Source organism: Amycolatopsis sp. PSD-21 (assembly GCF_055561455.1).
Map to the genome: position 1 here is coordinate 3,349,629 of NZ_CM145712.1, position 14,262 is coordinate 3,363,890.

At 70.5% G+C, this 14,262-nt stretch carries 10 protein-coding genes; 9 read left to right on the forward strand and 1 reads right to left on the reverse strand.

What is annotated here, in order from left to right:
* The first annotated feature begins 55 nt into the window (after nucleotides 1-55).
* The 8 genes from carB to ACZ1DY_RS16305 all read left to right on the forward strand — a co-directional run bounded on the left by carB (nucleotide 56) and on the right by ACZ1DY_RS16305 (nucleotide 10,752).
* Nucleotides 56-3,370, forward strand: a complete 3,315-nt coding sequence (gene carB / locus ACZ1DY_RS16270) for a carbamoyl-phosphate synthase large subunit (protein WP_126731724.1) — start codon at nucleotides 56-58, stop codon at nucleotides 3,368-3,370.
* A complete protein-coding gene (gene pyrF / locus ACZ1DY_RS16275; RefSeq protein ID WP_465484840.1) occupies nucleotides 3,367-4,206 on the forward strand; it encodes an orotidine-5'-phosphate decarboxylase in 840 nt (279 codons plus the stop codon). Before carB ends, pyrF begins: the two co-directional genes overlap by 4 nt.
* Nucleotides 4,207-4,313: 107 nt before the next feature.
* The gene (gene mihF, locus ACZ1DY_RS16280) at nucleotides 4,314-4,631 is read left to right on the forward strand and encodes an integration host factor, actinobacterial type (protein ID WP_003096398.1); all 318 of its coding nucleotides are present in this window, start codon (nucleotides 4,314-4,316) and stop codon (nucleotides 4,629-4,631) included.
* Nucleotides 4,628-5,257: a guanylate kinase gene (gene gmk / locus ACZ1DY_RS16285; protein ID WP_126731728.1), complete on the forward strand. Its 630-nt coding sequence runs from the start codon at nucleotides 4,628-4,630 to the stop codon at nucleotides 5,255-5,257. Before mihF ends, gmk begins: the two co-directional genes overlap by 4 nt.
* A 23-nt stretch (nucleotides 5,258-5,280) precedes the next feature.
* Nucleotides 5,281-5,550: a DNA-directed RNA polymerase subunit omega gene (gene rpoZ / locus ACZ1DY_RS16290; protein WP_005152353.1), complete on the forward strand. Its 270-nt coding sequence runs from the start codon at nucleotides 5,281-5,283 to the stop codon at nucleotides 5,548-5,550.
* 163 nt (nucleotides 5,551-5,713) lie between these two features.
* The gene (gene coaBC / locus ACZ1DY_RS16295; protein ID WP_257487746.1) at nucleotides 5,714-6,934 is read left to right on the forward strand and encodes a bifunctional phosphopantothenoylcysteine decarboxylase/phosphopantothenate--cysteine ligase CoaBC; all 1,221 of its coding nucleotides are present in this window, start codon (nucleotides 5,714-5,716) and stop codon (nucleotides 6,932-6,934) included.
* Nucleotides 6,935-7,030: 96 nt separating this feature from the next.
* The gene (metK, locus tag ACZ1DY_RS16300; RefSeq protein WP_185927028.1) at nucleotides 7,031-8,233 is read left to right on the forward strand and encodes a methionine adenosyltransferase; all 1,203 of its coding nucleotides are present in this window, start codon (nucleotides 7,031-7,033) and stop codon (nucleotides 8,231-8,233) included.
* 428 nt (nucleotides 8,234-8,661) lie between these two features.
* Nucleotides 8,662-10,752: a primosomal protein N' gene (locus tag ACZ1DY_RS16305; protein WP_457955905.1), complete on the forward strand. Its 2,091-nt coding sequence runs from the start codon at nucleotides 8,662-8,664 to the stop codon at nucleotides 10,750-10,752.
* Between the two features lie 73 nt (nucleotides 10,753-10,825).
* On the opposite strand, the gene ACZ1DY_RS16310 is transcribed toward ACZ1DY_RS16305, so the two are convergent.
* Entirely contained in the window at nucleotides 10,826-12,205 is a 1,380-nt protein-coding gene (locus tag ACZ1DY_RS16310; protein WP_465484841.1) for a pyroglutamyl-peptidase I, read from the reverse strand.
* A gap of 97 nt (nucleotides 12,206-12,302) precedes the next feature.
* Here ACZ1DY_RS16310 and ggt point away from each other — a divergent pair, with 97 nt between their 5' ends.
* The gene (ggt, locus tag ACZ1DY_RS16315; protein WP_257487743.1) at nucleotides 12,303-14,114 is read left to right on the forward strand and encodes a gamma-glutamyltransferase; all 1,812 of its coding nucleotides are present in this window, start codon (nucleotides 12,303-12,305) and stop codon (nucleotides 14,112-14,114) included.
* The last annotated feature ends 148 nt before the right edge of the window (nucleotides 14,115-14,262 follow it).

The window sequence follows — 14,262 nt, forward strand, 5'->3', positions numbered from 1 at the left end:
CCCGGCTACGCGTTCGTCGACCGCGCGCCATGATCAACACGGAGAAGGCCAAGTAATGCCGAAGAGGACAGACATCCAGCACGTGCTGGTGATCGGCTCCGGGCCGATCGTGATCGGCCAGGCGGCGGAGTTCGACTACTCCGGCACCCAGGCCTGCCGCGTACTCCGCGAAGAGGGACTGCGCGTCTCGCTGGTGAACTCGAACCCGGCGACCATCATGACCGACCCCGAGTTCGCCGACGCCACCTACATCGAGCCGGTCACCCCGGAATTCGTCGAGAAGGTCATCGCCGAGGAGCGTCCCGACGCGATCCTCGCGACCCTCGGCGGGCAGACGGCGCTGAACTGCGCGGTGGCCCTGCACGAGCGCGGCGTCCTGGAGAAGTACGGCGTCGAGCTGATCGGCGCCGACGTCGAGGCCATCCAGCGCGGTGAGGACCGGCAGAAGTTCAAGGACATCGTCCGCACGATCGGCGGCGAGGTGCCGCGTTCGCGGGTCTGCCACGACATGGACGAGGTCCGCGCGACCGTCGCCGAGGTCGGCCTCCCGGTGGTCATCCGGCCGTCGTTCACCATGGGCGGGCTCGGCTCGGGGATGGCGCACACCGACGAGGAGCTGGAGCGGCTCGCCTCCACCGGGCTCACCGAGTCGCCGGTCACCGAGGTGCTCATCGAGGAGAGCGTCCTCGGCTGGAAGGAGTTCGAACTCGAGCTCATGCGCGACCGGCACGACAACGTGGTGGTCGTCTGCTCGATCGAGAACATCGACGCGATGGGCGTGCACACCGGCGACTCGGTCACCGTCGCGCCCGCGATGACCCTGACCGACCGCGAGTACCAGCACATGCGCGACGTCGGCATCGCCGTGCTGCGCGAGGTCGGTGTCGACACCGGCGGCTGCAACATCCAGTTCGCGATCAACCCCGAGGACGGCCGCATGGTCGTCATCGAGATGAACCCGCGCGTGTCGCGGTCGAGCGCGCTGGCGTCGAAGGCGACCGGGTTCCCGATCGCCAAGATCGCCGCGAAGCTCGCCATCGGCTACACCCTCGACGAGATCCGCAACGACATCACCGGCGAGACCCCGGCGGCCTTCGAGCCGACGCTGGACTACGTCGTGGTGAAGGTGCCGCGGTTCGCCTTCGAGAAGTTCCCCGGCGCGGACCCGACGCTCACCACGACGATGAAGAGCGTCGGCGAGGCGATGTCCTTCGGCCGCAGCTTCCCCGAGGCGCTCGGCAAGGCGCTGCGGTCCATCGACACCAAGGCCACCGGCTTCTGGACCCGGCCCGACCCCGAAGGCGCGACGCTGGAGTCCGTGCTGGAGGCCCTGCGTACACCGCACGACGGGCGCCTCTACGAGGTCGAGCGGGCGCTGCGGTTCGGCGCCACCGTCCAGCAGGTGCACGAGGCGTCGGGGATCGACCCCTGGTTCATCGACCAGATCGCCCTCATCGGCGAGGTCGGCGCCGAGGTCCGTGACGCCCAGGTCCTCGACGAGCCGCTGCTGCGGCGCGCCAAGCGGATCGGCCTCTCCGACCGCCAGATCGCCTCGCTGCGGCCGGAACTGGCCGGGGAGGACGGCGTCCGCGCGCTGCGCCGCCGTCTCGGCGTGCGGCCGGTCTACAAGACCGTCGACACCTGCGCGGCCGAGTTCGCGGCCAAGACGCCGTACCACTACTCGGCCTACGAGACCGACCCCGCGGCGCAGTCGGAGATCACCGCGCAGACCGACAAGCCGAAGGTGCTGATCCTCGGCTCCGGGCCGAACCGCATCGGGCAGGGCATCGAGTTCGACTACTCGTGCGTGCACGCCGCGATCGCCCTGCGCGAGGCCGGTTTCGAGGCCGTCATGGTCAACTGCAACCCCGAGACCGTCTCCACCGACTACGACACCTCGGACCGGCTCTACTTCGAGCCGCTGTCGTTCGAGGACGTCCTCGAGGTGGTCAACGCCGAGCAGGAGTCGGGCACCGTCGCCGGGGTGATCGTGCAGCTGGGCGGCCAGACCCCGCTCTCGCTCGCGAAGCGCCTCGCCGACGCCGGTGTCCCCGTGATCGGCACCTCCCCGGACGCGATCCACCTCGCCGAGGACCGCGGCGCGTTCGGCGAGGTCCTCACCGACGCCGGGCTGCCCGCGCCGAAGTACGGCACGGCGACCTCGTTCGAGGGCGCGAAGCGGATCGCCGACCAGATCGGCTACCCGGTCCTCGTCCGGCCGTCCTACGTGCTCGGCGGACGCGGCATGGAGATCGTCTACGACGAGGAATCCCTCGCCGGTTACATCCACCGCGCCACCGAGGTCACCCCCGAGCACCCGGTGCTGGTGGACCGGTTCCTCGACGACGCCATCGAGATCGACGTCGACGCGCTGTTCGACGGTGACGAGCTCTTCCTCGGCGGCGTCATGGAGCACATCGAGGAGGCCGGGATCCACTCCGGCGACTCCTCCTGCGCGCTGCCGCCGATCACGCTGGGCCGGACCGACATCGAGACGGTGCGCCGCTCGACCGAGGCCATCGCGCGCGGCGTCGGCGTCCGCGGGCTCCTGAACGTGCAGTACGCGCTCAAGGACGACGTCCTCTACGTCCTGGAGGCCAACCCGCGCGCGTCGCGGACGGTGCCGTTCGTGTCGAAGGCGACGGCGGTGCCGCTGGCCAAGGCCGCCGCGCTGATCATGACCGGCTCGTCGATCAAGGATCTGCGCGAGTCCGGCGTCCTGCCCGCCGAGGGTGACGGCGGCCACATGCCCGCCGATTCGCCGGTCGCGGTCAAGGAGGCGGTCCTGCCGTTCCACCGCTTCCGCACGCCCGAGGGCCACGGCGTCGATTCGCTGCTCGGCCCGGAGATGAAGTCCACCGGCGAGGTCATGGGCGTGGACGTCTCCTTCGGCAAGGCGTTCGCCAAGTCGCAGGCCGGCGCCTACGGTTCGCTGCCGACGTCGGGCAAGGTGTTCGTCTCCGTCGCCAACCGCGACAAGCGTTCGCTGGTGTTCCCGGTGAAGCGGCTGGCGGACCTCGGATTCGAGATCCTCGCCACGTCCGGCACCGCGGAAGTGTTGCGGCGCAACGGGATCGCCTGCACCGTCGTGCGCAAGCACTACGAGGGTTCCGCTGAAGGCGAACAGAACGTCGTGGACGTCATCCTCAGCGGTGAGGTCCAGATGGTGATCAACACCCCGTACGGCAACAGCGGTCCGCGAATCGACGGCTACGAGATCCGCACCGCCGCGGTGTCGCGCGACATCCCCTGCATCACCACGGTGCAGGGCGCGGCGGCGGCCGTGCACGGGATAGAGGCCGTCATCAAGGGCGACATCGGCGTGCGGTCGCTGCAGAGCCTCCAGGCGGCGCTGAAGGCCAAGGCATGAGCGAGCGGTTCGGGGCTAGGCTGGCGCGGGCGGTCGCGGAGAAGGGACCGCTCTGCGCCGGTATCGACCCTCATCCCGGGCTGCTCCAGGCGTGGGGTCTCCCGGCGGACGCGGGCGGTTTGGCGAAGTTCGCCCTCACGGCCGCTGAGACGCTGGCGCCCGAGGTCGCGGTGATCAAGCCCCAGTCGGCCTTTTTCGAGGCCTACGGGCCTCCTGGGGTCGCCGTTCTGGCCAAGACGATGAAGGTGTGCCGGGAGGCGGGCGCGCTCGTCCTGCTGGACGTCAAACGCGGCGACATCGGTTCGACCATGGCGGCGTACACGGCGGCGTTCCTGCCCGCCGGCGCGGAACTCGAGGCGGACGCCATCACGGTGTCGCCGTACCTCGGGTTCGGTTCGCTGGCGCCCGCGATCGACGTCGCGCAGGCGCAGGGCAAGGGCCTGATCGTCCTGGCGCGCACTTCGAACCCGGAGGCGCAGGGATTGCAGAACGCCTTGCTGCCCAACGGAAAAACCGTCGCGCAGGACATCGTCGACACGGCGGCCGCGTACAACGCGGGCGTCGGGCCGCTGGGTGACATCGGTGTCGTCGTCGGCGCCACCATCGCGCCGGGGGAGCTCGATCTGAGCAAGCTGAACGGTCCGATCCTGGCGCCCGGTTTCGGGGCCCAGGGAGCCACCGTGGCCGATCTCCGGGGCCTTTTCGGCCCAGGACTCCCGGGTGTGCTCCCGGCGTCCTCCCGTGACGTGCTCAAGCACGGACCGGACCCCGAAGCGTTGCGTGCGGCCGTTCGGCGGACCCGGGATTCCCTCGGTCCCCTGGAAAAAGGCCAATAGCAGGCCCGGGAATCCGTCATGACCAGCCACCCCCGCATTGTGGGCCGAGGTAACGGGTGGGTACCGTCGCCACACCCACCCAGATTTGAGAACTACCGGAGGAAAACGTGGCACTTCCCCAGCTGACAGAGGAACAGCGCGCTGCGGCGCTGGAGAAGGCCGCCGCCGCCCGCCGCATCCGTGCTGAGCTGAAGGAGCGGCTGAAGCGGGGCGGTACCACTCTGGTCGACGTGTTGAAGCAGGCCGAGGAGAACGAAGTCCTCGGCAAGATGAAGGTCTCGGCTCTGCTCGAGGCTCTTCCGGGCGTCGGCAAGGTCCGTGCCCAGCAGACCATGGAACGACTGGAGATCGCACCCAGCCGTCGTCTTCGCGGCCTCGGCGACCGGCAGCGCAAGGCGCTGCTGGCCGAATTCAGCGGCGAGTGAGCGGCATCGGTCAGGACCACCCGGTGAACCCGGGCGCTGACCGCGGCGGTGAGCCGGTGGCGGGAGTCGAATCCCGGCACCGGCTCACGGTCGTCTCAGGGCCTTCGGGGGTCGGGAAGTCGAGCGTGGCCAAGGAGCTGCGCAAGCTGGATCCGGAGATCTATTTCAGCGTCTCGGTGACCACCAGGAAGCCGAGGCCGGGTGAGGTGGACGGCGAGCACTACCACTTCATCGACCGGGCCGAGTTCGACCGTATGGTCGCCGGCGGCGAACTGCTCGAACACGCCGAGTTCGCGGGCAACTGCTACGGCACCCCGCGCGGGCCCGTCGAGCGGGTGCTCGCCGAAGGCCGCAACGCGATACTGGAGATCGAACTCCAGGGCGCGCGGCAGGTCCGCAGGGCGATGCCGGAGGCCCGGCTGGTGATGCTGATGCCGCCGTCGTGGGAGGAACTGGTCGGCAGGCTGACCGGCCGCGGTACCGAGAACGAAGCCGCGGTGAAGGCCAGGCTGGCCGAGGCCGAACGCGAACTCGCCGCCGCCGGGGAGTTCGACGAGCGCGTCGTCAACGCCGACGTGCGAGAGGCCGCTGAGCAGTTGCTAAACTTGATAACCGGCGACAAGTAACCCGAAGATTCGGAGCACCACGAGTGACGACTCAGGCCACGCTGCACGAAGAGCTCGAAGGCATCACCAACCCGCCCATCGACGACCTCCTCGAGAAGGTCAGCTCGAAGTACGCGCTGGTGATCTACTCGGCCAAGCGCGCTCGTCAGATCAACGACTACTACGCCCAGCTGGGCGAGGGCCTGCTGGAGTACGTCGGCCCGCTGGTCGAGCCGGGCCCGCGTGAGAAGCCGCTGTCCATCGCCCTGCGCGAGATCCACGGCGGCCTGCTCGAGCACACCGAGGGTGAGTAAGACCTCGATGGCCGCGGCGGCTGTCAAGGCGACAGTAGGGCGCGGGCCTGCCGAAGGCCCCGCTATCGGGATGGCAGGGCGTTGATCAGCGTGAGCGAGGTCGTCGAAGTGACATGCCCTGGCAGCCCGATCGCGGTGCCGCGCGGAATCGCCGAGTACACCGTTGAGTAAACCCAAGATCGTCCTGGGCGTAGGTGGCGGGATCGCCGCCTACAAGGCCTGTGAGGTCCTGCGCGGACTGACCGAAACCGGTCACGACGTCCGCGTGGTCCCCACCGAAGCCGCGCTGAACTTCGTCGGCGCGGCCACCTTCGAGGCACTGTCCGGGAACCCGGTGCACACCGGCGTGTTCACCGAGGTGCCCGAGGTCCAGCATGTCCGCGTCGGCAAGGAAGCCGATCTGGTGATCGTCGTGCCCGCCACGGCGAACCTGCTCGCCAAGGCCGCGCACGGCATCGCGGACGACCTGCTGACCAACACCCTGCTCACCGCCCGGTGCCCGGTCGCCTTCTTCCCGGCGATGCACACCGAGATGTGGGAGCACCCGGCCACCCGCGACAACGTGGCGCTGCTGCGTTCACGCGGCCTGGTCGTCGCCGAACCCGCCGCCGGCAGGCTGACCGGCAAGGACACCGGCAAGGGGCGGCTCGCCGACCCCGCCGAGATCGTCGACCTCGCCCGGCTCCTGCTCGCCGTGCCGAAGGCCCTCCCGCGCGACCTCGAAGGCGTGCGCGTGGCCATCTCGGCGGGCGGCACCCGTGAGCCGCTGGACCCGGTCCGGTATCTGGGCAACCGTTCGTCGGGCAAACAGGGCTACGCGCTGGCCCGCGTCGCCGCCCAGCGCGGCGCCGAAGTCACGCTGGTCGCCGCGCACACCATCGCGCTGCCGGAGCCCGCGGGCGCGAAGGTCGTCCACGTGTCGACCGCCGAGGAACTGCGCCAGGCGATGCACGCCGAGGCCGCCACCGCCGACGTCGTGGTGATGGCCGCCGCCGTCGCCGATTTCCGGCCGTCCAACCGGGCGGACCACAAGATCAAGAAGTCCGATGACGCGCCGGACCCCGTGGTCGAGCTCGCGCGCAACGCGGACATCCTGGCCGAACTGGTGCGAAACCGGGCGAACGGCCAGGTGGTCGTCGGTTTCGCCGCCGAAACCGGGGACGACAAGGGCGGCGTACTGGATCACGCCAGGGTCAAACTGAAGCGCAAGGGCGCGGACCTGCTGGTGGTGAACGCCGTCGGTGAGGGGAAGGCCTTCGGTACAGAGGACAACTCGGGCTGGCTGCTCGGGGCCGACGGCACCGAGATCCCGATCCCCCTCGGCGCCAAGGCTGAACTGGCGTCCACATTGTGGGATGCTGTTGTGACCTTGATGAAGCGTTGAGAGCCCGCCCAGCGATAGTCAGTAGGCTTGATTGCAAGCTGAGGGGTGCCTAACTTACTGGGCATCAGACGTCTAGGTGAGGGAGTGACGGCCACCGTGAGCGCGTCCACGAGCAGACTGTTCACGTCGGAATCGGTGACCGAAGGTCATCCCGACAAAATTTGCGATGCCATCAGCGACTCGATCCTGGACGGTCTGCTGGCTAAAGACCCGCGCAGCCGGGTCGCGGTCGAAACCCTCATCACCACCGGGCAGGTGCACGTCGCCGGAGAGGTGACCACCGAGGCCTACGCGGACATCCCGACCATCGTCCGCGACGTGATCCTGAAGATCGGCTACGACTCTTCGGCCAAGGGTTTCGACGGCAACTCCTGCGGCGTCAACGTCGCGATCGGCTCCCAGTCGCCGGACATCGCGCAGGGTGTCGACACGGCGTACGAGTCCCGCGTCGAGTCCGACGAGGACGAGATCAACCGCCAGGGTGCGGGCGACCAGGGCCTGATGTTCGGCTACGCCTGCTCGGACACCCCCGAGCTGATGCCGCTGCCGATCGCGCTGGCGCACCGGCTCTCGCAGCGGCTGACCAGGGTCCGCAAGGACGGCGTGCTGCCGTACCTGCGCCCGGACGGCAAGACCCAGGTCACCATCGAGTACGCCGGCGACCAGCCGGTGCGGCTCGACACGGTGGTCGTGTCCACCCAGCACGCCGACGGCATCGACCTCGAGCAGATGCTCGGCGTCGACGTCCGCGAGCACGTGGTCGCCCCGGAGATCGCCGACCTCGGCCTCGACACCTCCAACGTGCGGCTGCTGGTCAACCCGACCGGCCGCTTCGTCATCGGCGGCCCGATGGGCGACGCCGGCCTGACCGGCCGCAAGATCATCGTCGACACCTACGGCGGCATGGCCCGTCACGGTGGCGGCGCGTTCTCCGGCAAGGACCCGTCCAAGGTGGACCGCTCGGCCGCGTACGCGATGCGCTGGGTGGCGAAGAACGTCATCGCCGCCGGGCTCGCCTCGCGCGCCGAGGTCCAGGTCGCGTACGCGATCGGCAAGGCGGCCCCGGTGGGCCTCTTCGTCGAGACCTTCGGCACCGAGACGGTCGACCCGTCGAAGATCCAGGCCGCCATCCAGGAGGTCTTCGACCTGCGTCCGGCCGCGATCATCCGCGACCTCGACCTGCTTCGCCCGATCTACGCGCCGACGGCCGCGTACGGCCACTTCGGCCGTCCCGAGCTGGAGCTCCCGTGGGAGAGCACGGCGCGGGCCGCGGACCTGAAGTCGGCCGCGGGCGCCTGATCCGTCGTTCCGTCCGTGAAGGCCTCCTTGCCTACCTTGAGGGTAGGGAAGGAGGCCTTCACTACGTCTGCCTGCTGGAAGTAGCGACATGCTCGTCAGGGCGGTGGCGGGCCCGGCCGCAGCCGACGTTGCGAAAGCCACTTTCGCAACGTTGAAGGTTGCGAAAGTGGCTTTCGCAACCCCCGGTCGAGCCCAGCACCCAACAGAACCCCGGCGCTACAAGACGACACGCGAAGACGCCACCCGTGCACCCGCAGTAGGTACACAAAGACACCCTTGGTCCTAACCCGAATCGCCACTCGCGACCACCTTGACCTGCGCGGTACGCGTGCGATGAACGGTCCGTTCCTGGCAAATTTCGCAAGCAGCGGACCGTTCATCGCACGCGGTGACCGGCACTGGCGACCGAGTCTGGTACAGATCACCGGGTGAGCAGCAGTCCCGAACCGACCCCGCTGTGGGACCTTCCGGAGCCGAAAGCCGAGCCGGCGCGGAAGGCCAAGCCGGCGCGCGCGAAAACGGCCAGCCGTCGCGGCGCGCAGAACCCCGCGCCCGAGAACCCGGTCGCCCGGATCGTCGTGGACATCCCGCTCACGCACCTCGACCGCACCTTCGACTACCGGATCCCCGAGAAGCTGCACGAAGCCGCCGTACCCGGCTGCCGGGTCCGCGTCCGGTTCGCGGGCCAGCTCGTCGACGGGTACCTCGTCGAACGCGCCGACACCACCGAGTTCACCGGGAAGCTCGCGTACATCGACCGGGTGACCTCCAGCGAGCCGGTGCTGCCTCCGGCGCTGCACACGCTCTGCAGGTCCGTCGCGGACCGGTACGGTGGCACGCTCAGCGACGTCCTGCGGCTCGCGATCCCGTCCCGGCACGCGAAGGTCGAGGCCGAACCGCCCGCCGAACCCGCGCCGGCACCGGAGCCGCCCGAAACCACCGCCTGGGAGAAGTACCAGAGCGGTCCGGCGTTCCTGGAGGCCGTCGCGGAACGGCGTCCCGCCAACGCCGTCTGGCAGGCGCTTCCGGGCGAGGACTGGCCTCGCCGCCTCGCCGAAGCCGCCGCCGTCGCGGCCGCCGCTGGCCGGGGTGTCGTCATGGTGGTTCCCGACCATCGCGACCTGACACGGCTCCACGACGCGTGTGTTTCCTTGCTGGGCGCCGATTCCGTGGTCGCGCTGATCGCCGGGCTGGGGCCCGCCGAGCGCTATCGCCGGTGGCTCGCGGTGCTGCGCGGCGCGGTGCGCGTCGTCGTCGGCACACGCGCGGCGATGTTCGCGCCGGTCGCCGATCCCGGCCTGTTCGTGGTGTGGGACGACGGCGACGACGTCCACCTCGACCAGCACGCGCCGTACCCGCACGTTCGCGACGTGCTGATGGATCGCGCGCACGCCGCGAAGGGATCCATGCTCGTCGCCGGGTTCGCGCGGACCGCCGAGGCGCAGTTCCTGGTGGAATCGGGCTGGGCGCAGCCGCTCGTGGCGGCCCGCCCCGAACTGCGGGCGGCCGCGCCGCGGGTCACGCCGGTCGGCGAGGACTTCGACGTCGCCCGGGACGAAGCGGCGAAGGCCGCGCGGCTCCCGTCGGTCGCGTTCGAGGCTGCGCGGCAGTCGCTGGCCGGCGGATTCCCCGTGCTGGTCCAGGTTCCGCGTCGCGGTTATGTCCCGGGGCTCGCTTGTGGCAACTGCCGGACGTCGGCGCATTGCCGTCGTTGCGCCGGCCCGTTGTCCTTGCCCGGCGGGCTGATCGACGGCTCGCCGAGGCCGCCCGCGTGCCGGTGGTGTGGTGTCCCCGAGACGAACTTCCATTGCGCCGCTTGCGGTTCCGTCCGGCTGCGGGCGGTCGTCGTCGGCTCCAAGCGGACCGCGGAAGAACTGGGCCGGGCGTTCTCCGGCTTCCCCGTGCGGACCTCGGGCGCGACGGAGGTTTTGGCGTCGGTGCCCGGAAAACCGGCGCTGGTGGTGTGCACGCCCGGAGCCGAGCCGGTCGCGGAAGGCGGCTACGGCGCGGCGCTGCTGCTCGACGGCTGGGCGCTGCTCGGACGGCAGGACCTGCGCGCGGGGGAGGAGACCCTGCGCCGCTGGATGGCGGCCGCGGCCCTGGTGCGGCCGGGGACCGAAGGCGGTCGCGTGTTCGTCGGCGCGGAAGCGGGCTTGTCGGTCGTGCAGGCATTGGTGCGCTGGGATCCGGGCTGGCACGCGAGCCTGGAACTGGCGGAGCGGCGCGAACTCGGGTTCCCGCCCGCGATGCGGATGGCGAGTATCGAGGGCACGCCGGACGCGGTCGCGGGACTGCTCGACGACCTCGCCCTCCCGGAGACCGGTGAGGTGCTGGGCCCGGTGCCGCTCGGCGAGGTCGACGAGGACGGCAACGCCGAACGCGAACGGGCACTGGTGCGCGTCGCACGCCCGGATGGGAAGGCGCTCGCCGCCGCCGTCCACGCCGCCGCCGCGCGCCGGGACGCGCGCAAGGCCCCGGAACCCATCCGGATCCAGCTGGACCCCCTGGAGCTCATCTGACCCCCGCATTTCGTCCTCTGGATGCGGTAGTTGCGCGTGCAAGGAGCGCACTCAGAGGACGAAATGCCTGGCGTCAGAGGGTCGTGCCGGGGGCGGCGAGGACGTCGGCGCGGGCCGAAGCGCCCGGAGCGGGCGAAGCGGGCTTCGCGGCGGAGTCACCCAAGGCGGCAGTGAGCAGGGTGACGATCTGCGACGAGATCGCCGCCCGCCGCGCCTCGAAATCGGCGTCGGTCAGCGCCGAAGGATCGGCTGGTGTGCCGAGGACGGGTGTGTGCAGATGCCCGCCCGCGATCCCGTCCAGGCCGAGGCCGGTCCGCAGCCGGTTGCTGCGGTACATGGACTCGTTCGACAGATAGTTGCCGCCGCCGCCCGAAGCGGCGATCTCGCCGGGCTTCGGCGCGTCCGTCCGGCACACCGCGGTTCCTGTGCCCGGCTTCGTGCTGTCGGGCCAGACGCAGAACGCCTGGTTGTACAGCACCTGGTACGCCCCGGCGGGCGCGGCGAGCATCTTTTCGTACGGCAGCGTGGTTTCGATGAACTGGACGTCCGGCTGCGGCCAGCCGTCGGCGGGCGGGACCGGGCCGCGGACGGGCTCGTCGAGGTTGTCCGGCGAACCACCGCGCCAGGCACCGGCCCAGCGTTCGATGTCGAAGCGGCCGGGACGGCCCTGGCTGATCGTCATGATCAGCTCCGGACGGCGGAAGCGGTCCTGGAACGCCCGGCCATAGGCCGCCTCGACGATGCCCGCGTCGAAGTAGCTCCACACCACCGGGAACGAGACGGCCTGCACCCGCGCCGGCCCGGTCGGGGTGTCGATCACCTTGCCGTCCAGATGCAGCGCGGCCGCGCCCGACGGGTTCGCGATGCGGACGCCCGCGCCGTTGAGGGTGAACGGGTCGAAGCCGCTCACCAGTACGCGTCGCAGCTTCTGGCCGGACGGGAAACGGGCGTCGTCGAGCCCGCGGGCGCCGAAGTCGAACGTCTTCAGCAGCTCCGCGCGGGCGGGCGCGGACAGCGGGAAGCGCGGCGTCCACTGCCGCAGCGCCTTGCTCATCTGCAGACGCGCCCAGTACAGCGGCCGGTCGTCGGCCTTGTCGATGCTGCCGAGATCGGGACGGCGGCCCTGCGCGCGGTCGACGGCGGTCCGCCAGAGCCCGTCACCGGCGGTCTCGGCGAGCTTCCCGGCGCGCAAAGCGGTCTTCGTCGCGCACAGGCGGGCCGTGAAATCGGAGACGAGCTTGTCGAATCCGGCGAGCCGGACGAGCTCCGGACCGACCGCCGGCCCACCCGAAGGCAGGGTCGCGGTGAGCCGCTTCTCCTCCACGGTGATCGCGGCGGAGGCGTCGAAGCAGGCACGCGCCTCTTCGGCCTGCGCGACGCCGGGGACAGCGAGGACGGGGAGTGCGATGAGCAGCGGGAGGAGCGCGCTCCACCGCCTGCCGGGTGTCTTCATGGGCCGCATTCTTCTCACCGAGGCCCGCCGGCACTACCGACGTTCGCAGGTCCGGCCGGGTCTTGTCCGAGGTGGACAGGCGGGGCAGACTCGCGCCATGGCCGCGCACAGAAGCACTCTGGGACGCATCACCGCAGTCACCGCGATCGCCGCACTGGTCGGCACCGCCGCGCCGGGTACCGCGGCCGCGGCACCACCGACACCCAAGTCGCCGACCGCCGTCGGCTATCTGGGCGCGGTGTCGAGTATCGACGCGGACGCGACCGCGATCGGCACGAAGATCCTGCGTGAGGGCGGAAACGCCGTCGACGCCGCCGTCGCGACGGCCGCCGCGCTCGGCGTCACCGACCCGTTCTCCGCCGGGTTCGGCGGTGGCGGCTTCTTCGTCTACTACGACGCGCGCACCGGCAAGGTGCACACCCTCGACGGCCGCGAGACCGCGCCGTCGACGGCGAACGAGAACCTCTTCGTCGAGAACGGCAAGGCGATCCCGTTCCCCGAAGCGGTGACCAGCGGGTTGGGCGTCGGCGTGCCCGGCACACCCGCCACCTGGGACGAAGCCCTCCGCAAATGGGGGACCAGGTCGCTGGCGAAGGCGGTCAAGCCCGCCGAAGAGCTCGCCCGCAAGGGCTTCACCGTTGACCAGACCTTCAACACCCAGATCGCGAACAACGCCGCCCGCTTCTCCGCGTTCCCCTCGACCAGGTCGCTGTACCTGCCCGGCGGCGCGCCGCCCGCGGTCGGCTCGACGTTCAAGAACCCGGACCTCGCGGGCACGTACGCGCAGCTCGCGGCGAAGGGCACCGACGTGCTCTACCGCGGCCCGATCGGCGCGGACGTCGTCGACACCGTCCGGAAGCCGCCGGTGGACCCCGCGTCGACGCTTAAGGTGCGCCCTGGCGACATGACGGCGGCCGACCTCGCGAAGTACCGCGTCGTCGAGCGGAAGCCGACCAAGACGAAGTACCGCGGCCTCGACGTCTACGGCATGCCCGCGCCGTCGTCCGGTGGGCTGACCGTCGGCGAAGCGCTGAACATCCTCGAGAACACGAAGCTCTCCAAGCTGGAGAAGGCCGACTACCTGCACTACTTCCTGGAGTCGACGCGGTACGCCTTCGCCGACCGCAACCGGTGGATCGGTGACCCGGCCTTCGTCGACGTCCCGGCGAAGGAACTGATCAGCCAGAAGTTCGCCGACAGCCGCGCGTGCCTGATCGACCCCGCGAAGGCCGGGACGAGCCCGGTCGCGCCCGCCGACCCGCGCAAGCCCACGCCGTGCGTGGCGGGGACGAACCCCGCGCCGACGCCGTACGAGGGCGAGAACACCACGCACCTCACGGTCGCCGACCGGTGGGGCAACGTCGTCGCGTACACGTTGACCATCGAGCAGGAGGGTGGCAGCGGCATCGTCGTGCCGGGCCGCGGATTCCTGCTCAACAACGAACTGACCGACTTCTCCTTCACCCCGGTGACGCCGGGCGTGCCCGACCCGAACCTGCCGGGCCCGGCCAAGCGGCCGCGTTCGTCGATGGCGCCGACCATCGTGCTCGACCACGGCAAGCCGTTCCTCGCCGTCGGCTCGCCCGGTGGCGCGTCGATCATCACCACGGTGCTGCAGATCCTCACCGGCCGGATCGACCGCGGCCTGAAGCTCGTCGACGCGATCGCCGAACCGCGCGCCTCCCAGCGGAACTCGGCGGCCGCGCAGGTCGAGCAGGCATTCCTGGACCAGACCGAGGTGCTCAAGGTGCTGAAGGCCAAGGGGCAGGGCTTCTCGACGACGCCCGCGGAGATCGGGGCGGCGACCGGCGTCGAACGGCTGCGGGACGGCCGGTGGCTCGCCGCCGCCGAACCGACCCGCCGGGGTGGCGGCTCGGCGGCCGTCGTGCTGCCCTGGCCGCCCAGGTAGCCCGGACCGCGCGTGAAGGCCCCCTTCCCTCGGCTCAGCCGAGGGAAGGGGGCCTTCACGCGCTTCAGCGGAGTGCCAGGGGAGAGCGAGCGCGCCGGGGTGGTGAGCTCCTTCTAGACTGAGCGGCGATGTTCGCCCAGTCAGAGGT